The 17,384-nt window shown below is 35.1% G+C and carries 16 protein-coding genes and 1 pseudogene; 14 read left to right on the top strand and 3 right to left on the bottom strand.

The window, feature by feature from the left end; all coding sequences use genetic code 11:
• The first annotated feature begins 349 nt into the window (after window positions 1–349).
• The 11 genes and pseudogenes from PQF83_RS25790 to PQF83_RS25740 all read left to right on the top strand — a co-directional run bounded on the left by PQF83_RS25790 (window position 350) and on the right by PQF83_RS25740 (window position 13,290).
• Window positions 350–763: a DUF6018 family natural product bioysynthesis protein gene (locus tag PQF83_RS25790; protein ID WP_046648621.1), complete on the top strand. Its 414-nt coding sequence runs from the start codon at window positions 350–352 to the stop codon at window positions 761–763.
• Window positions 747–920, top strand: a complete 174-nt coding sequence (locus PQF83_RS25785; RefSeq protein WP_154304934.1) for a hypothetical protein — start codon at window positions 747–749, stop codon at window positions 918–920. Before PQF83_RS25790 ends, PQF83_RS25785 begins: the two co-directional genes overlap by 17 nt.
• Before the next feature lie 103 nt (window positions 921–1,023).
• Window positions 1,024–2,115, top strand: coding sequence for a DUF6094 domain-containing protein (locus PQF83_RS25780; RefSeq protein WP_046648623.1), 1,092 nt, complete (start codon window positions 1,024–1,026; stop codon window positions 2,113–2,115).
• A 15-nt stretch (window positions 2,116–2,130) separates the two neighbouring features.
• Window positions 2,131–2,322 (top strand): hypothetical protein, encoded by a 192-nt coding sequence (locus tag PQF83_RS25775; RefSeq protein WP_046648625.1) that lies wholly within the window; start codon window positions 2,131–2,133, stop codon window positions 2,320–2,322.
• Window positions 2,323–2,381: 59 nt separating this feature from the next.
• Window positions 2,382–4,967: a hypothetical protein gene (locus tag PQF83_RS25770; RefSeq protein ID WP_272792349.1), complete on the top strand. Its 2,586-nt coding sequence runs from the start codon at window positions 2,382–2,384 to the stop codon at window positions 4,965–4,967.
• Window positions 4,968–5,538: 571 nt separating this feature from the next.
• Window positions 5,539–7,350, top strand: a complete 1,812-nt coding sequence (gene ltrA / locus PQF83_RS25765; RefSeq protein WP_046648629.1) for a group II intron reverse transcriptase/maturase — start codon at window positions 5,539–5,541, stop codon at window positions 7,348–7,350.
• Between the two features lie 851 nt (window positions 7,351–8,201).
• Window positions 8,202–10,100 carry a group II intron reverse transcriptase/maturase gene (gene ltrA / locus PQF83_RS25760; protein WP_172656215.1) on the top strand — a complete coding sequence of 633 codons (1,899 nt, stop codon included), beginning with the start codon at window positions 8,202–8,204 and terminating at the stop codon, window positions 10,098–10,100.
• 158 nt (window positions 10,101–10,258) lie between these two features.
• Window positions 10,259–10,975: pseudogene (locus PQF83_RS25755) on the top strand (hypothetical protein); the annotation flags it as partial.
• A gap of 16 nt (window positions 10,976–10,991) precedes the next feature.
• Complete coding sequence (locus tag PQF83_RS25750; RefSeq protein WP_046648633.1) at window positions 10,992–11,690, top strand: hypothetical protein; 699 nt, start codon at window positions 10,992–10,994, stop codon at window positions 11,688–11,690.
• 335 nt (window positions 11,691–12,025) lie between these two features.
• Complete coding sequence (locus PQF83_RS25745) at window positions 12,026–12,655, top strand: hypothetical protein (protein WP_046648635.1); 630 nt, start codon at window positions 12,026–12,028, stop codon at window positions 12,653–12,655.
• Window positions 12,655–13,290 (top strand): hypothetical protein, encoded by a 636-nt coding sequence (locus PQF83_RS25740; protein WP_000817512.1) that lies wholly within the window; start codon window positions 12,655–12,657, stop codon window positions 13,288–13,290. The genes PQF83_RS25745 and PQF83_RS25740 overlap by 1 nt, the downstream gene beginning before the upstream one ends.
• A 50-nt stretch (window positions 13,291–13,340) precedes the next feature.
• Here the strand turns inward: PQF83_RS25740 and PQF83_RS25735 are convergent, their stop codons facing one another.
• Window positions 13,341–13,919, bottom strand: a complete 579-nt coding sequence (locus PQF83_RS25735) for a hypothetical protein (protein WP_003305759.1) — start codon at window positions 13,917–13,919, stop codon at window positions 13,341–13,343.
• Between the two features lie 19 nt (window positions 13,920–13,938).
• Window positions 13,939–14,529 carry a hypothetical protein gene (locus PQF83_RS25730; RefSeq protein ID WP_046648638.1) on the bottom strand — a complete coding sequence of 197 codons (591 nt, stop codon included), beginning with the start codon at window positions 14,527–14,529 and terminating at the stop codon, window positions 13,939–13,941.
• Window positions 14,530–14,654: 125 nt separating this feature from the next.
• Here PQF83_RS25730 and PQF83_RS25725 point away from each other — a divergent pair, with 125 nt between their 5' ends.
• Complete coding sequence (locus PQF83_RS25725; protein ID WP_071713414.1) at window positions 14,655–15,038, top strand: hypothetical protein; 384 nt, start codon at window positions 14,655–14,657, stop codon at window positions 15,036–15,038.
• Window positions 15,039–15,054: 16 nt separating this feature from the next.
• Entirely contained in the window at window positions 15,055–15,693 is a 639-nt protein-coding gene (locus PQF83_RS25720) for a nuclease-related domain-containing protein (protein ID WP_000866032.1), read from the top strand.
• Between the two features lie 448 nt (window positions 15,694–16,141).
• On the opposite strand, the gene PQF83_RS25715 is transcribed toward PQF83_RS25720, so the two are convergent.
• The gene (locus PQF83_RS25715) at window positions 16,142–16,807 is read right to left on the bottom strand and encodes a CPBP family intramembrane glutamic endopeptidase (protein ID WP_046648641.1); all 666 of its coding nucleotides are present in this window, start codon (window positions 16,805–16,807) and stop codon (window positions 16,142–16,144) included.
• Between the two features lie 321 nt (window positions 16,808–17,128).
• On the opposite strand from PQF83_RS25715, the gene PQF83_RS25710 reads away from it, so the two are divergent.
• A complete protein-coding gene (locus PQF83_RS25710; RefSeq protein WP_162837638.1) occupies window positions 17,129–17,299 on the top strand; it encodes a hypothetical protein in 171 nt (56 codons plus the stop codon).
• Window positions 17,300–17,384: the final 85 nt, after the last annotated feature.

Below are 17,384 nucleotides of genomic sequence, written 5' to 3'. Positions count from 1 at the left end.
ACGTCCTTCATAATCTTGAGGGAAAAGGATTCTTTTGGTAATGCGTTAACTTTAATTAAAACCTTCTTGAAATGTATAACAATATTATATAATATATAGGTATATTGTTAGTTTATTTGATTCCGTTTATTCCCACACCTTATGTGTTGTGGTTGAGTTGTAGAAGCAAGTTGCGTCTTGTTTCAATTGTGAAAGGGCTTCTTTGAGCCGATTAGTGTATATATAGCTTATTTTGCTATACACATTTTTAATCGACTTGAAGAAGCCCTTTTTGTGTTGTTTTCAGGTTTGCAGGCGGGGTTATTTTTGATTTATAAAATAACAAATTAAAAAGTAGAGGAGATAAAAAATGAAAAACGATTGTAGACACTTAAGACTAATACCAACAGTAGAGGAACATAAAAAACGAATGGAAAAAAACCGGAAGTCATATGCTGCATCAGCAATGTTAATCGAATCCAGATCGAGAATTAATCAATTGCGAGGTTGTTTAGAGGCAGAAATCATATTACCTGATGGTAAAATGCAATATTTTAAACCAAACGCCATTCATGAAAAGGAAGCCATTCAAGAAATTGCATTATTTATTGAAGGCGTACAGGAAGCAAAAGGAGGCTATGTTATCTTATGGCGCTTTGTCGGGCAACAAAGTTTTTTCCAGGGTACAAAGGTCGTAGCTGAACCGAAGTTTCGTAAAATTATGCGTAAGCTGAAAGATTATTTTTTTGACTACGAGGAAGTTGTTTATGAGACTGAAAAATAAGGAAGATAGAGGGATAGATATGAAAAAAGATAACATTTGGACAGTATTAGATGATCCAAAAGAGCAGGAAACAAGAGGGCCATCTCAAGAACCGGATGATATATTCGCTGGTGTGGATGAACTACCGGAGATTACAGATGAAGAACTACCATTCTAATTATGTCGAGGTAGTGTATAGAGGGTAAAAGGAAGAACTAAGTAATGTATATACTTGGATCTTCCTTTTTTTATTATAAAAAAAGAACTTGGAGGAAAATATAATGAGAATCGGAAATGATTTAGCGGCTGGATTTTATCCAACACCACTAACAGAAGGGAAACATTTAGTACAATTATTACAAATGGAATCACAGCGAGCTTATGCTTGCTTTGACCCGTGTTGTGGAGAAGGTACAATTTTACGAAGTTTTGCAGATGAGGTGAAACAAGTTGGTATACAACTTGATACATATGGTGTGGAATTAGATGCAACTCGATATTACAAAGCAAAAGAGCAATTAGATGTAGTGGTACGCTCGAGCTTTGAAAGCATGATGATTAGTCATGACTATTTTCCACTAATCTTTTTAAATCCACCTTATAATACGGAGCTTCGTATAGATAATGAAAAATCAGAGGAAATGGAGTTCAACTTCCTAAAACGTGCTCACCATTATTTAGCAGAAGGTGGGATTATGGTATATGTAATTCTATATGACAGATTTGCTAGAGACGATATCAGTTATTTCTTGGCTAAGAATTATGAGGAAATAGGCTTAATGCGTTTTGGTGATGAAAATAAGGAGTTCGATGCATTTAAACAGTGTGTCTTCATCGGTCGTAAGCGTGAAGCTATGAAAAATGATACATACTTTAACGATCGGTTCGCTAATTTTTGTGAAAATATGTCAGACCTTATTTTCGTCAAAAAAAATGTGAATACATTAGCAGAAATGGTGAATCGTAAAAGTTGGATTATACCTGAATTGCATCATCAGAAAAAAATCATTTTTACATCAAGAGTGGATTATAAAAGTGCTTATGAAGGAGTAGGGAAATCGGAAGGTATCTCGTCGCTCAAAAAGCGTTTAAATAGAGGGAATGGTTACTCACTACAAGGCGAGAAAACAGCTGCAGAGAGAGCAAAGATGCCAATTGCTTCTGGACAATTAGGACTATTGCTGATAACAGGTGTGGCAGATGGTTTGCTTGGTGAAGGTGATACACTCCATGCAGTTCGTGGATCTGAAAATGTGTATTATGAACATTCATTTGAGCAATTAGAAAAAACAACAAAAGAAGTTGTTTTACAAAAACGTCGCGCTAAATTTATCATTGCAACGCCAAAAGGTGAAGTCAAAGAACTTGTCTAGGAAAGGAAGAAGGCTATGTATGTACTATTAGGAATAGGAGCATTATTTATCGTATGGGAATTTAGTAATCGTATGTTTCGTATTGCTATTGTACTTACAGTCATTTGTTTATGTGCTTCTCAATTAGGTGCAGGTGATATGTTACATGCGGCTGAACAGTCATTACCAGAGTGGAAACAGTTTATAGATTTTCAGCCAATAAATTGAATGAGTAGGACATGAAACGTATCGAATAAGATGCGTTTTTTATTTTAGGAGGGAAACTTATGTTACAAGAAATGATTCAACAAGATACATTTGATCAGGGACAAACACCAGCGATGTTGCAATTGGAGACGGGAACTGCTTCCCATTCAGCCTTCTGCTTTGCTATGGCAATAAATCATCATCGTGAAATACAATTTGCAGTACTAGGGGCGAATGATAGTACATTAAAGTCATTTAGGGCTGCCATATCGATGGGAACTAGCCGTTTGTATTTTGGAGAAGGAAAAAGGGAAGAATCACATTACACATTAGATAAAAAAGTGAATGTGATCTCAAAAGGACAATTTGAATTTATTAATACGCAAACTATCAATAAAAAGAAAGCAATTATTGCGTTTTCTAAACAATTAGAGACGAAATACATTGTTGCAATTGACGAAGCACCAGAAATGCAAGTGAGAGACTTCTTAATGGCTCCTCCGTACGGCTTGCCAATTTTAGAAGAATGGGCGAAGCCAATTTATGAGGAGATGCTAACAAGAAATCTATTACAGCCATTAAAGGTATATTTTGATAAGAATGAATTTTCTTCTCTATCTATTGCACAAGTCGTACTAAAAGAAAAGGATTGTAAAGAGTTTTTATCAGAAATGATTCGCTCTGGAAAATGTCAATTTCCACAAGAGGGTACAGGTGAAAAAATTAATAAAATACAAGATTTAAATGAATATCTATTGGAATATTCACCTGCCATGCTTGATAAGGTAACAAAATTAGATGAGCCATTGCATCAACCAATGAAAGATCAGGCATTATCTCATTTTGATACATACAAAAGACCATTATTCCCTGTACAGGCACATGTAGCAACAGGTGCAGCAAAAGCATTACAAGTACAAAAAGGAATCATTATACAGGGGGAAATGTCGTCCGGCAAAAGTGCAATTATGACAGCGACAGTAGATGGATATTTCCATTTAACCGGGAAAAAAGGGTATCGTACCTGCGTATTTGTTCCACCTACTCTTACTGAGAAGTGGGCAAAAGAAGAAATACGACACTTAATACCAGAAGCAGAAGTACATCTGATTAAACGTACAGAGGATTTAATTGGCATTCATCAATCATGGATTCAATCTGGAAGACCAAAACCAGAAAAACCAACCTACTTTGTCATTAGTTTTACTACGATGCGAGGGGATTCTATTAAACACATGCCATTACGCTATAAGAAAATTGCACTTTCCAAGAAATCGGAGGAAGAGGTGCAAAGATATTATAAGAATGGATACTACTGTCCAGATTGTGGTGCTAGGTTACGTAAAAAAGTGTCTTCTATTATGGTTCAACAAGCTAATGGCGAACAAAAGGAAGTCTGTCAGTATAAAGAATTTACAGGAAGTGACTTAGATTCTAAAACCAATAAAAATAGTGTATGTGCCGATTGTAATTCAAATATTTGGAGCCCGAAGGTAAAAACAAAATATGCAAGTTTTAAAGAGTGGACAAAATATGAGAATAAATTAGTACAGGCAATTAAAGAGGGAAATAAAACTTTACAAAAACAACTAGAGTTAGAAAATCGCAACAAACCTTATAGTGCAAAACACTCAGGAAGAGCATATAGAAAAGTAGCTACAGTTGAGTATATTCGTAGGAAAATGAAGCATTTCTTCGATGCTCTTATCGCTGACGAAATACATGAACTGAAAAGCGAAACTGCACAAGGAACTGCTCTAGGGAGTTTAGTTAAAGTTTGTAAGAAATTCGTAGGTGGAACAGGAACTCTATTTGGAGGGAAGGCAAGCGATGTATTTTATACGTTATGGCGTTTATATCCTTCCAAGATGGTTAAAAGTGGGTTTGAATATAGCTCTTTAATGGATTGGAATGAAACCTACGGAAATATTGAGAGAACGTACTACCATGATGGTGAAGTTGTATCTAATGTAGCTTCACGTGGTGCGCAAGGAATGCTGGATAAGACAAAAGTTGTTCCTGGTATTTCACCTTATGTGTTTACTCAATTTTTAATGGATACAACAATAAATATACGCTTAAAAGATGTATGGCCAAATCCAGTCGAATTAATCAATGTACCTACGATTCTTGTTGATATGTCAGATGAGCAAAAACAAGCATATGAGCATATGAAAGAGTCGTTTGAAAAAGCAATTGAAGCAGCGAAAGGTACACCTGATGTCGGCAAATTATGGCTTTCTTACATCCGTACAGGCAATGCATACCCAGATAACATGAATCATTATCCTGACTATTACTTAGATGGTAATGAAAAAGATGTTGTTTGGTCCAATGGAGAATTTAGATTCGATGAGGATTGTATACAGCCTAAAGAAAAGAAGTTGCAAGAGATATTGTGTACTGAAATTTCTGAGAGCCGACCTACTATCATTTATGTATCAGATACAGGATCTACAGTGAAGGAACGAGACATTCAGCCTCGTTTACAGAAAGTTGCAGAGCAAGTACCTGGTGCGAAAGTAGCAATTTTACGTACCAATACAGTTACTCCGCCAAAACGTAGCGAATGGTTAAAAGAACAAGTAAATAGTGGTGTGAATGTTATCATCTGTTCACAAGAATTGGTAAAGGTAGGATTGGACTGTGCGACAAGAAGTTGCTAACAGATAGTGCTTCATAAGAAGTCATCTTAGTCGTTAGAGATGTTCCCGCCCAAAACTGCTTTTCGAGTAATCGAATTGTTGGGTTGCATGAGGGTTAAATGCTTAATGGAGGACTTTACACAGAAGCTCAACAGAGCTAGGGAAAGATTGAGAAGGTATAAGCGAAGCTGAACCTTTGTAGACTCCGTCACCGACAGCAGACGTACTGTGGTAGAAAAAGTCTGTAGAAGCGGATAGGAAAAGTTCTACGGTCGAGGGACTGTGCGACGACCCATAGATCCGCCGGAGGAAAGAAGGATGCCTAACCCAATCGTATCTATCGTTAGTGAAACTTGGTAAGCCCTATGTATTCCTCTCATTCGAGGTAGGAGAATCGTAAGAGACTTACAACATACAGAGGGTAAAGGATTGTGGAAAAAGCGAATGCCAACAGAACGAAAGTTCAGACGAAAGCTCATTTGTATAAGTCGTTGGATAGGGCAATACCCGAACTGAAAGGTTGCTGACTTCCACATGGTCTTCAACACGAAAGAAAGCGAAAAGAATAATCCTATAGAGAGGGAGATATGTTATGAAAACTAACGAGAGTGTTAAGTCGGCTGTTTCCCCACTAGTGGAGAATTGGCACTCAATTAATTGGGTGAAAATTCAACGCTATGTTAGGAAACTTCAACAACGAATCTATCGTGCCGAACAGTTAAACCAAACAAGGAAAGTAAGAAAACTTCAAAGATTACTTTTAAGAAGCAAGGCTAATCTACTTCTAAGTATTAGACGAGTCACTCAAGAGAATAAAGGTAAAAAGACAGCAGGTATAGACAGTTATATCTCTAACACGCCTCAAGAAAGAGTTGATTTATTCAACAAATTAAGCAGATATAGTGTTAGAAATATCAAGGTTAAACCAGCTAGAAGAACCTATATTCCTAAGAAGAACGGTAAACTTCGTCCACTAGGTATTCCAGTTATAGTTGACAGAGTATATCAAAATGTATTCAAAAACGCATTAGAGCCACAATGGGAAGCAAAATTTGAAATGACCTCTTATGGATTCAGACCTAAACGCAGTACGCATGATGCAATGAGTGATTTATTCACTAAATTAAGCAAAGGTAGTGCTAAGGGATGGATTTTTGAGGGGGATTTTGAAGGTTGCTTTGACAATTTGAATCATGATTACATTATGGGTTGTATTAATAACTTCCCTAATAAATCAATAATTCGAGACTGGCTCGAAAGTGGATATGTAGACAATGATGTATTCAATGAGACAACAAAAGGAACGCCACAAGGTGGAATTATCTCACCATTGTTAGCAAACGTGGCACTACATGGAATGGAGAAAGAAATCGGTGTTAGATACATCCATACAACACGACAAGGAGATACATTGTACTCAAATTCAGTCGGTGTTGTTAGATACGCTGATGACTTTGTAATTGTCTGTCCTACAGAAGAAGAAGCATATGGCATGTACGATAAGTTAGAACCATACCTGAACAAACGTGGATTAAATCTTGCGAAAGACAAAACAAGAGTAGTACACATTAGTAAAGGGTTTGACTTCTTAGGATTTAATTTCAGACAATATCCAACAAAAGACGGAATGCGCTTGTTCATTAAGCCTTCCAAAGATAGTGTCAAACGAGCTAAACAAAAGATTAAAGAAATATTCGAATGGGGTAAAGGTAGAGAAACGTCGGTCCTAATTGATAGATTAAATCGTGTCGTTAGAGGAATAACGAACTATTGGTCTCCTACGGTTGCCAAGAAGATCTTCAGAGATATAGATAGTTATATTCTGAAAAGAACGCTAATTTACTTGAAACATAGACATCATCGTAAATCAATTAAATGGATTAGAAAGATATATTTCAAACCCGACCATACTGGTGTGAGCAAGGACAAATGGATTCTTACGTGTCCACATGATAATACAAAACAACTCATGAAAATGAGTTGGGTAAAAATCGAAAGACATATTAAAATCAAACAATATAACAGTCCATTTGACGCTTCACTAAAAGAGTATTTCGAGCGACGAGATAAAAAAGAGTTCGATAAGGAGAACACTTTAGCGAAACAAAAACTTGCTAAAAAGTCTAAATACAAATGTAGGGTCTGCCATGAATCGCTTGTTGGAGACGAACCATTAGAAGCAAATCATATAATACCGAAAATTATAGGTGGTCGTGACACTTATGAGAACCTTGAGTTACTTCATAAGTCTTGTCATAAAACACATCATGCATTATTAGAGAGATATGGTAACGGTAAGCAATTACCAAAAGTTCAGTCTTACCTTAAAAGAAATAATGTGGATGTAAACAGTAAACAAGCGGTCAAATATATGATGGATGCATTTAAGAAGTTTGCATACTAATTGTCTTCGGATGAAAGAGGGCTTGAGCCGGATGTGCTGAAAGGTACAAGTCCGGTTCTTAGGGGGGAAAGAGATGGTAACATCTTTGACCTACCCGACTGCTGGCAACGCCAACATTGATTTTCGTGCGAAACGTTCATCATTGAAAAGATGATGCACTATCAATCAGAAGTTTCTATGTGAATAGCAACACAGAAAGATAGGAGAACTTTTATTCCGAGAAGTGGAATGACGGAGTAACGCCCCGAAACGCTTCCCCTAAAGCTACGACGTGCATTGAAAGATGTGTTTATTTCTTTGTACGAGGCTCGTTAAGGTCGGCAGAAGTTTGCCGTAAATTCATTTTTATAAATGAAATGCGAAAAGGCGCTGGAGGCAGTGTCCGTAGATGATATGCCGGGGGTCATAAAAAACTAGATATGGCGAGAATGTGTGGAAACACTGACGAACTTGCGAATGTACGGCTCCTGAAGTGACCATATAGAAACTGTATGGCACGCAACAAAAGCGTGGTATCTGTGGTTTAGTACGATTGAAGATTAGGAAAAACCATATGTAGTTATAGGCTACATCAAGGATACGGGGTTAAAGCAAGCGCCTAAGTCTAGGTCTGATAGGAATAAAGGAACGTTGGAAGCTATGGATGTGGAGGGAACACACCCGTTGAAGCAGTACAAGGGAATTCATAACCTTGTTTAATCATAGTGAAAGTAGTGGCACGACCGTTGAAGTCCTTGTAATGAGGATGGAGGAACAGCCACAAGTCGTACCTAATAGAATTGAAACCTCACACTTCATGGATTCTCGTAAGACTTAAAAGGTCACAGATCCAGAAAGGAGTGTGATAAACCATGAGATTCAATTTGGAGAACAAAGCAAGAAAAAATGCTAATCTTCGCCACGCAGAGTATTACGATATGCAAAGCGAATTTGATGCACTATACCAAGATAGCAAGGATGGTAAGAGCTTCAAGAATTTAATGAAACTCATAACATCTGACAATAACATCATACTCGCCTATCGGAATATCAAAAGAAACACTGGTAGCCCGACACCTGGAACTGATGGAATCACTATCAAGGATATAGAGAAAATCGAGACTAATGAGTTTCTTATAATGGTTAAAAAACGGTTTAATTTCTACAAACCAAGAAAGGTAAGAAGAGTAGATATTCCTAAAAGTAACGGTAAAACAAGACCTCTTGGCATACCGTCAATATGGGATAGAATCGCTCAACAGTGTATCTTGCAGGTAATGGAGCCAATTTGTGAAGCTAAATTCAATAGACACAGCTACGGTTTCCGACCATTCCGTTCAACCGAACAAGCCTTTGCCGATGTTTCACATCGAGTCAATAGTAGCAACATGCAATATGTCGTTGATATTGATATAGAAGGATTTTTCGATAACGTGAGCCATACAAAGCTAATGCGTCAAATATGGTCACTAGGAATACAAGATAAACAACTATTGGTCATAATCAGACGGATGTTAAAAGCACCAATCGTCATGCCCGATGGTAAGATCACTTACCCAACAAAAGGTACTCCGCAAGGTGGGGTTCTTTCACCCCTACTAGCAAACATCAATCTAAATGAATTTGATTGGTGGATTGCCAACCAATGGGAGGAAAGAAATCTAAAAGAAATTACACCGCAATATCGCAAAGATGGTAGAAGAAATCGTAAAAATGAAAATGTGAAGCTAAGGAAATCGACCAACCTTAAAGAAATTTACCTTGTAAGATATGCAGACGACTTTAAGATTTTCTGTCAAACCAGAAAGGAAGCGGTCAAAACATATCATGCAGCTAAATTATGGTTGGAAGAAAGGTTGAAACTAACCATTTCCAGTGAGAAATCAAGAATAACTAACCTCAAAAGAGAACCCAGTGAATTCTTAGGTTTCACATTCCGAATGGCGCAAAAGGGAAAAAGAGCATCAGGCGAAACAAAATTCGTCATACGCTCCAATGTCTCACCAAAAGCCATAAAACGAATTCATAACCAATTACGCGACCAAATTAAGAAAATTCAAAAGGCAAATAGAGGATACAAAGCCCTAGCAGAAATGAACAAATACAACAGCATGGTAAACGGTATTCACAACTACTACCGTTTAGCTTCTCATGTATCAAGAGATTTCGGCACACTAGGGGGTCACATCCTAATAACCTTATATAACAGGTTAAATGGACTTAGTAAGATAGGGAAATATGAAGGGAAGCATAAAGGCATTCTCGCATATATGGAATCATCCGGTGTGAGATACTACCGCAAATATCCCATCTTGCCCATTTCTTATGTTCAACACAAAAGTCCAATGAATGCCAAAGTTTCGATCAACAAGTATACAAAAGAAGGTAGATTAGGAATTCACAAAAATCAGTCAATCATTCCTGAATGGAAATTGAAGTGGCTGCGAGAAAATCCTGTAGTAAACAATAGGGTATCCATTGAATTTGCAGATAATAGAATATCCAAATTCATAGCTCAGGGTGGAAAATGCGCTATTACTGGAATCGAATTAGACCTTGAAACCATGCAATGTCATCACGTCAACCCTTACCATAAAACGAAGGATGACTCGTATAAAAACCTTGTAATTGTAAGTTACGAAGTCCACGCACTAATTCATGCAACCAACCTTGAAGTTATTAAGAAATATCTAAAGGCTCTGAAATTAAATGACGAGCAACTGGACAAGCTTAATAAATTGAGGAAAAAAGCAGGAAATGACAAAATTTAAAACCTAATCACCTAAGATGTTAGGAAAAGCAAACTATCCAAATTAAATTGTTGTGAGGGAAACAGATATTTTATTAGATACGAGGGAGCGCCGTATGTGTTGAAAGGCGCAAGTACGGTGTGGATCGGGGGAAAAGGTGGAGATTACCTCAAAGCCTTACCTATCGATATTATCAATTATCATTTAGCTTATTTACGTTAAATCAGGCTGCAAGAAGACATTGGCGTATTGGTCAAACAAAGCAGTGCAGAACTTTCTATCTTGGTTACCGAGAAACGTTCCAAGAACAACTGGCGCAATTAATTGCCCAAAAGAACAAAGCTGCTGAAGCAATGAACGGTGATGCAACAAGCGACGGACTGAATGCAATGCTTGGTGATACTGGTGATCTACAGACTCTATTAATTCAAAACATTAAGAGAGGGAATCAATTAAAAGGTTCAACAGAGGAATGGACAAAAGCAGCATCTGATGAATCTAAACGCGTCCTTGAAAACTTTGGCAATGTAATAAAGACTGTATTTGAACCAATTGAAATTCAATTTATGAATTGGGTGGAAAAATTGCCAAAAACAATGAACGTAGCATTTATGAAAGAGGCTAAATTTGTACAAAAAGCTGTTGAATGTATTAAAAAAGAGCAAGTACCTGGTGTTCGAATGAAGCAGAATGTACTTGAAATAGATGGAGAAATAGAAGATGTGATTCGAACTTTAACAACACTGAATACAGATAAGCGTATGCTTGTACAAAAACAAGACATTACACTGTGGGATGAATTGATTGTGGAAGTAGATACTTCTCAAAAGAAAGGGAAAGGGAAACAAAAAAATAAAGTAATTGAAGGACAATTTGAGTTTGATTTATTTGGTTAAATGAGAGGGGAAAATCATGTTTAAGATGCTTCTTATCGCATTAATTTGCTATATATGTTTTGTAGTTTACAAAACAAAAAGAAATATGTTGATAGAAGAGAAAAGTAAAGAAAAAGGACCAGAACCGGTGGAACGACCTGTTTATTGGTGTCCAAGAGAAAATAGGCCTATTGGCAGGGAACAAGAACGTGTTACTGTTCCAACGAGAGAAATTACCTTAGAAAAGGATGTAGCAAATATATATGATTTAGTTGCTGCATCGATTCAAATGAATGTAGGTGAAGAAGAAAAAACGTTAGAACAGAACAAGGACGTTGCAAAGGAAGTGGAGTATGTTGAAGATTTTCACCATACTCCTGCTTCTGAAGCAGTATATAATATCCCTTTTCCTAGCGATGAGGATATACCAGAGGAATTACTAGAATATGAGGAGACATTTCTGGAACTAGAACAGTTGCCGATCCCACAAGAAACAGAGCATATCGTCACTTTTCAACAAGGAATTTCAGGGGTAGATGATATGGATTTTGTAAAATGGATCGCAAAAGTAATAGGGCGAGAACAAGGACTGACACGTGTACTTAATATGTCTAATAACAAGCGTTATTGGATTCATACAGAGGGAGAAATATTACCAGAAAATCAACTGTTGTATATAGAATTACAAATTGATTCATTGTATTCCTATACACTAGTTAGATGGAGTGAAAGATAACTAGGAAATAGCTGAATGTATTTCCTAGTTGTATTTTCTTGGTTAAATAGCATGAAATACAGCATTTTCTCACTCATTTGTACAAGGATAAAATATTTTTTTATTTTTGTACAAATGAGTGGGACAGAATGATTCACCATATAAGGATATTCGACTATAATGAGACATTGTACGTCATTGTAATATTAAAATGTTTTGAGATTCAGGTGATTAACAGTCTTAAAACAGGAGAATTGAGAACTCTTCGTAATATTACAATGCTTTAAATAGATAGCATCAAATCATGAGAAGTGTATGAAGAATTATTTTATCAAAGTAAATAGGAGTGATAATATATGGCAATCGATCATATAAGCAACAACGTAGTAGAAAAATTAGAACAAACGGTGCGCTATGAAAAGAAACAAATCCAGGTATTACGTGTAAGTAAAAGTAGTTCAAATGTACATGCTTACATGATTTTTCCGGAATTCTCAGAGGTTAAAATTTCAAATACCGAACTGGATGAATATATAGAAAACCTGTCAACAAGCGTGAAGTATGTCATTGATCGCAAGTTGAGTCAACAAGAAATTGAAAAACAAAATCATTCTTTCATCATGACGTGTGAAGTCGAGGAAGATGGTGTGATAGATGATGAAACAATTCATTTTAATACGACGTATGTCAAACCACCAACAATTGCAAATAAAGTATTTAAGTTAGTGTGTGGATTAGGCAATCGATTAGATAGCTTAAAAGAATTACATATTACAGTATTAAATAATAATATTAATCGAATTGAAATTGAGTTTTACAATGAAAATGAAACATATGTGGCAGTAGAAAAAGAAGAAATTGCAAATGCAATTATGGGGGCATATACAAAAGCAAATATCTATTATGCAGCAGATCTTTATTATGCAGCAGTAGGAAATGAAATCAAATTAAAGAGCATCAAACCAAAATTAGCGGGTGATGTGTGATGAAACGAGATAAAGGAATGATAGGAGTCTTATGCACGCTTATTTTAATGATTTTATTACTTGTACCCTTACAAGCAGCTCAAGCTTCTGTAAAAGTAGATTTTAATGAATTAAAAGGAAATGATGTTTCGTCATCATTTAAAAATGGACTAAATAATCGAACGAAAACAACAGAGAAAGATGATTCCTTTGGATCATCAATCATACAAAAGATTGAAGGATTGTATGCACCGGCTTTTAAAGTAGGAGTCAATATCTTTTCTATTTCATTCGTATTGGGTGTTATTGTCATGGTTATGGCATTAATTACAAAGAATGGTCAATGGATGAAGTGGGCAACTGGAAGTATGATTTTCTCATTTATCAGCATGATGTCGATGAGACTAAGTGTATACTTCTTGTTTAGTTCCGATGTATTTTCATTTATGAACATCTTTACGGATTTTTTAGACCTGTTTAAAGCAACAGCACTTATTTTCACACCATTTATGTTAATCGCAGGTATTCGTTTAAGAAGAATTCATGAGAGTACGAAACAGCCGGAATATTACCGTTGGGCAAATCGTGTCATAACGGGATCTTGTTTGCTGTGTATGTTAGCCGTACTCGCTCCATGGCTATTTGCTAATATGTAAAGAACCATATGTAAAGATAGAAAAGGTACTGAATCTGCATTCAGTACCTTTTATCTACCCATTAGGTTGTTTCTTTCATATTCTTCAAAGACTTCTTCTGAAATTGGCGATAGTATGCCGCTCAAATACACAGCGGTATATAAAAAGTATTGCTCATCCCTTGTTTTAATTGTATGAGTACCGTGTTCCTCATTGTTTGGAATAATTCGTTCAATTTTGAGTTGTTTTTTATCACAAATGATCTCTTTTACTCTATATAAATTATGTATCGGTAAACGATCAATATACAAACAAAGGTACTCTAGTAGAAATAGAATAACAGTCATTTGTAGAATGAAAGCAATCTTTAATAGAGTTGGTATGGATGCAAATAATACTAGAAATATAGAGACCAAGAAAATATTTAACTTTGAAAACCACTTTTCGTGTTGATTTAAAGAAATAATACTTTTTTTATTCTGAAACACCTGGAACCTCGTTATAAGAAAAATAGTTGCAAAGATTCCTTCATAACTAAACCAGGTTTTCCACTCCGTATCAGTAAGTTCTAGCAATATATATATGATACCGGTAGATACGAGCAGTGGTACCAGCTGTACCAAACTAAATAGTATGGTATGTTCTAACATTCTTTTCTTGTAGATACGATTAGTAATTGAATCCAAGTTTCTTAACTCCTTCTGCAATTTTCATGATGACACCACCAATAAGAAGATGGTATTCGCCAATTCCTTTTTCATTTACGTACCAACACATATAGTGCCGGATACCTTCTTTTGCATCATGGTCATGTAAAGGAAAAGGAGATGCGTATTTTTTAGATGACATATTATTATCACCGAAAGGTACCTGTTCTGCAAGTACAAAACGTTTCTTTGAATCATTTATAATCCAACAACCATAGTTTACTGACCCATACCATATTGCGTCTTTATGGATTGGATCGATAGCAGGTTGTGCTGGATAGCTTTCATCTAGTATTTGTGCTTTTTCTTCACGAAGTCGTTGATGAATATGTGAATTCAATGGATCTTCCGTTCCGATTTCATAGGTTTCCTCAAAATTCCCACACTCATAAGGAATAAGGGGACTATTTGAATCAGCTGCTAATTGTAGACTGCAAGAATCTGATTTTGAAAGATAATATACGCAGTCTTTGCAGGTGAAGTAGTTTGAAAAAGCTGAATCTGTTTTTGGTTCTGGTTCTGTTACGGTATTATCTACTACAAGTTTTAACATATCTATCACAATCCTTTATAGGCTATTTCAAAATTTAATATAGACGTATCATATCATGCTTATTTTTAAATGTAAATATTTTCCATTTAAAAATACCCTAATTTATTTTGAAAGGAATGTTTGTTTTGAAAAGAAATCGAGAATATATTGCTTTGCGAAATTCTATATTAATAGGCTGGTTACTGACATGCATCGTAATAGGCTTATCTATCTATTTTTCTTCTGTTGTTTATTTATTAATCGGATGTTTCATTCTATCGTTAAAATACGGATTAATGGGTACCGTGAAAAATGTGGAAAAACGTTTGCCTACCTGGGCTAACTTTGGCGTCATTGAAAAACCAGTAAATAGAAGGGTGACCAGACCTTTTCAGTTTCGAGGTGGGCTCCTTGTTTCATTAGCATTAGGATTCGTAGAGATGGTGATAAAAGGCCTATGTATCTCATATTTTATTTTAGGATTAGAAACGCATGTATATCGTTTAATGCGCAGAAACGCAAGGGTGTAAAAAAGGGGGGGCTATTATGAAAGTATTAATATTTGAATTAGTTCTCATTGCGATTCTGATTCCGTTGAATATTGTTGTAAAAAAACATGTCCCAAAATGGAAAGGGAAAGCGGGAGAAAAATTAGTAAAACGTATATTAAGTAAATTGGATCCAAAAAGTTACTATGTGTTACATGATGTTACGGTTCATACGGAGTATGGTGATACAACGCAAATTGATCATATTGTTATCGCGGAAACCGGTGTATTTGTTATAGAGACGAAGAACTACGAGGGATGGATCTATGGAAATGAGAAATCTGCAAGGTGGACACAGGGTATTTTTAGAAAAAAATCCTCTTTTCAAAATCCATTTCGACAAAACTATAAACATATAAAAGCAATTGAATGGTTAATAGAACAACAGCTGCCGTGTATCTCTATTGTAGCGTTCCATCCAAAATGCAGTCTAAAAAGAGTAAATGTTCAATCTAAAGATAAACATGTCCTGTATTATAACGATCTACAAAAATGTATTGAATCATATACTGAAACGCAACTAACAAATGATGAGGTCCAGCACATCTACCAAACAATATTGCGAGCGGACATTATGGATAAGGATATCGAAAAGAAACATGTGAAGTATTTACACAATAAGTTTGCAAAACAATAAGAAATGGAGAAAGGAATAATGTTATATGTAATAGGGTTCATTGTAATCTCTGTAGTATCTATTCGTCTTAACATGAAGTATTACAAATTAAAAGGGGATCCAAAAGATTTGGTGAGAAAGAAAAATAAGTGAATTTATTATTATATTATATATAGTGGTGAAAAAGTAAAGGCATCAGTAGAGATGCCTTTTTTGTTTATTATAATTTTTAATGAATCGACTATGTTAATGTAATAATCAATATAATGGCCTAGTGAAGTAGTTGATTAAAGTTGTAAAATTAATCAACTTAATGAAAAAGGATAAAGTGTTTTACCAAACAAGTCTGTTCGAAAAAAGAAGATAGTTATTCATAAATTGTTTGTCTTAGTTTTATAAGATGGAAATGTGAAAAATTGGCTATTCTATGTTCCTAATAACCACTTTTACAACGGAACTATTTATTCTATTACAAATAGTTACTGTAAAAGATGATAAATAAATTCCAAATACTATGAAAAATAATTGGTATAGAAAGTGACCTAGTAAAGCGATATAAAGATGTAGCTAAAATTCCAAGCAGAAAAGCAATGAATGCATCGGTAAATGTTATTGGAAGGTGTAAAATTGAAAAAAGTGCAGCAGATAGACACATACTAATGAAAAGATTGAATTTTTCAAGTAATTTATTAAAGATAATCCCTCTAAATATAGCTTCTTCAGCTATTGCGGTTAATAGAGTCATTCCTATAATGAATAAAGTTTTTTGTGCCCATGTAGCTTCAAAATAATAAGCCGTGGGACTAGTAAGCAGTTTCCAGGTACTAAGAAGGGGGATATTTAATAGCCAGGCGGAAATTATAAATTGTAGTATAATCGCTGTGAAAAATAAAATATAGTTTTTCCACTTTAAAAGAGCAAATAAGTTCCACTCACCCTTTAAATAATGATAGGATGCACTATATAAAAATAAGAATGTTACTATAATAGAATACAAAGAAATTTCAAAGTTAAACCATGTTATAATATTTTCATTTCCTAGGTTTCTTACCAATGTAGTAGTAATCACTATAATAGATGAAGTAATCAGTATAAAAAACACTTGTAACCAAGTGATTTTTTTTTTAGAAGTCATATATGTCCTCTCCTTATTTGATTTTATTATAAAGAGTATTTTGAATTCAATGATTTAAAAATATTTTTTTAGAAGAACTTAATTTTAATTTAGCGTAATCAAAGTAATTATCCTTAATATGAGACTATTGAAATTTAATGTGAATTTTATTACTTAACGTGAAGTTTCATATTACTTTTTTTTTAATGCATTGTCAATATATTATTCTGAATATTAATATAAAACAAAAAAATTTTATTTTTCTGTTGATTTACCCCTAAAATTGGGCTATATTGGAAAATGCCTAGGCGTTATCATTATACAGGAAAGGAGTTGATATATGTGGAACAGAAAAAAATTCTAGATATTAAATTAACTGAGTCTGGAAAAATTAATTATGTAAAAAACCATGATCCCGGTTGTGCAGGAGCAGGATGTGGTGGTTCGACTTCTTGTTTGGGTCCTAAACCAGGAACAATTGGCAAAGACATATGGAAAAAATGTTCTGGATAACAATTAGAAAAAGGGAGGATTCCCTCCCTTTTTCTTTAAAATTCTCTTAGATTAATGAAACCGTGTACCTAAGCACTAATATAGG

Source organism: Bacillus sp. FF-1, from assembly GCF_028548245.1.
In the GTDB taxonomy this organism is placed as follows: Bacteria; Bacillota; Bacilli; order Bacillales; family Bacillaceae_G; genus Bacillus_A; species Bacillus_A paranthracis.
Note: the sequence above shows the minus strand (reverse complement) of the source record. Positions and strands in the feature narration are given on the sequence as shown.

What these genes read in the sequence shown, in the direction of transcription:
- PQF83_RS25790 (WP_046648621.1), top strand. Translation starts at nt 350, where the DNA reads ATGAAAAACGATTGTAGACACTTAAGACTAATACCAACAGTAGAGGAA.
- PQF83_RS25785 (WP_154304934.1), top strand. Translation starts at nt 747, where the DNA reads ATGAGACTGAAAAATAAGGAAGATAGAGGGATAGATATGAAAAAAGAT.
- PQF83_RS25780 (WP_046648623.1), top strand. Translation starts at nt 1,024, where the DNA reads ATGAGAATCGGAAATGATTTAGCGGCTGGATTTTATCCAACACCACTA.
- PQF83_RS25775 (WP_046648625.1), top strand. Translation starts at nt 2,131, where the DNA reads ATGTATGTACTATTAGGAATAGGAGCATTATTTATCGTATGGGAATTT.
- PQF83_RS25770 (WP_272792349.1), top strand. Translation starts at nt 2,382, where the DNA reads ATGTTACAAGAAATGATTCAACAAGATACATTTGATCAGGGACAAACA.
- ltrA (WP_046648629.1), top strand. Translation starts at nt 5,539, where the DNA reads ATGAAAACTAACGAGAGTGTTAAGTCGGCTGTTTCCCCACTAGTGGAG.
- ltrA (WP_172656215.1), top strand. Translation starts at nt 8,202, where the DNA reads ATGAGATTCAATTTGGAGAACAAAGCAAGAAAAAATGCTAATCTTCGC.
- PQF83_RS25750 (WP_046648633.1), top strand. Translation starts at nt 10,992, where the DNA reads ATGTTTAAGATGCTTCTTATCGCATTAATTTGCTATATATGTTTTGTA.
- PQF83_RS25745 (WP_046648635.1), top strand. Translation starts at nt 12,026, where the DNA reads ATGGCAATCGATCATATAAGCAACAACGTAGTAGAAAAATTAGAACAA.
- PQF83_RS25740 (WP_000817512.1), top strand. Translation starts at nt 12,655, where the DNA reads ATGAAACGAGATAAAGGAATGATAGGAGTCTTATGCACGCTTATTTTA.
- PQF83_RS25735 (WP_003305759.1), bottom strand. Translation starts at nt 13,919, where the DNA reads ATGTTAGAACATACCATACTATTTAGTTTGGTACAGCTGGTACCACTG.
- PQF83_RS25730 (WP_046648638.1), bottom strand. Translation starts at nt 14,529, where the DNA reads ATGTTAAAACTTGTAGTAGATAATACCGTAACAGAACCAGAACCAAAA.
- PQF83_RS25720 (WP_000866032.1), top strand. Translation starts at nt 15,055, where the DNA reads ATGAAAGTATTAATATTTGAATTAGTTCTCATTGCGATTCTGATTCCG.
- PQF83_RS25715 (WP_046648641.1), bottom strand. Translation starts at nt 16,807, where the DNA reads ATGACTTCTAAAAAAAAAATCACTTGGTTACAAGTGTTTTTTATACTG.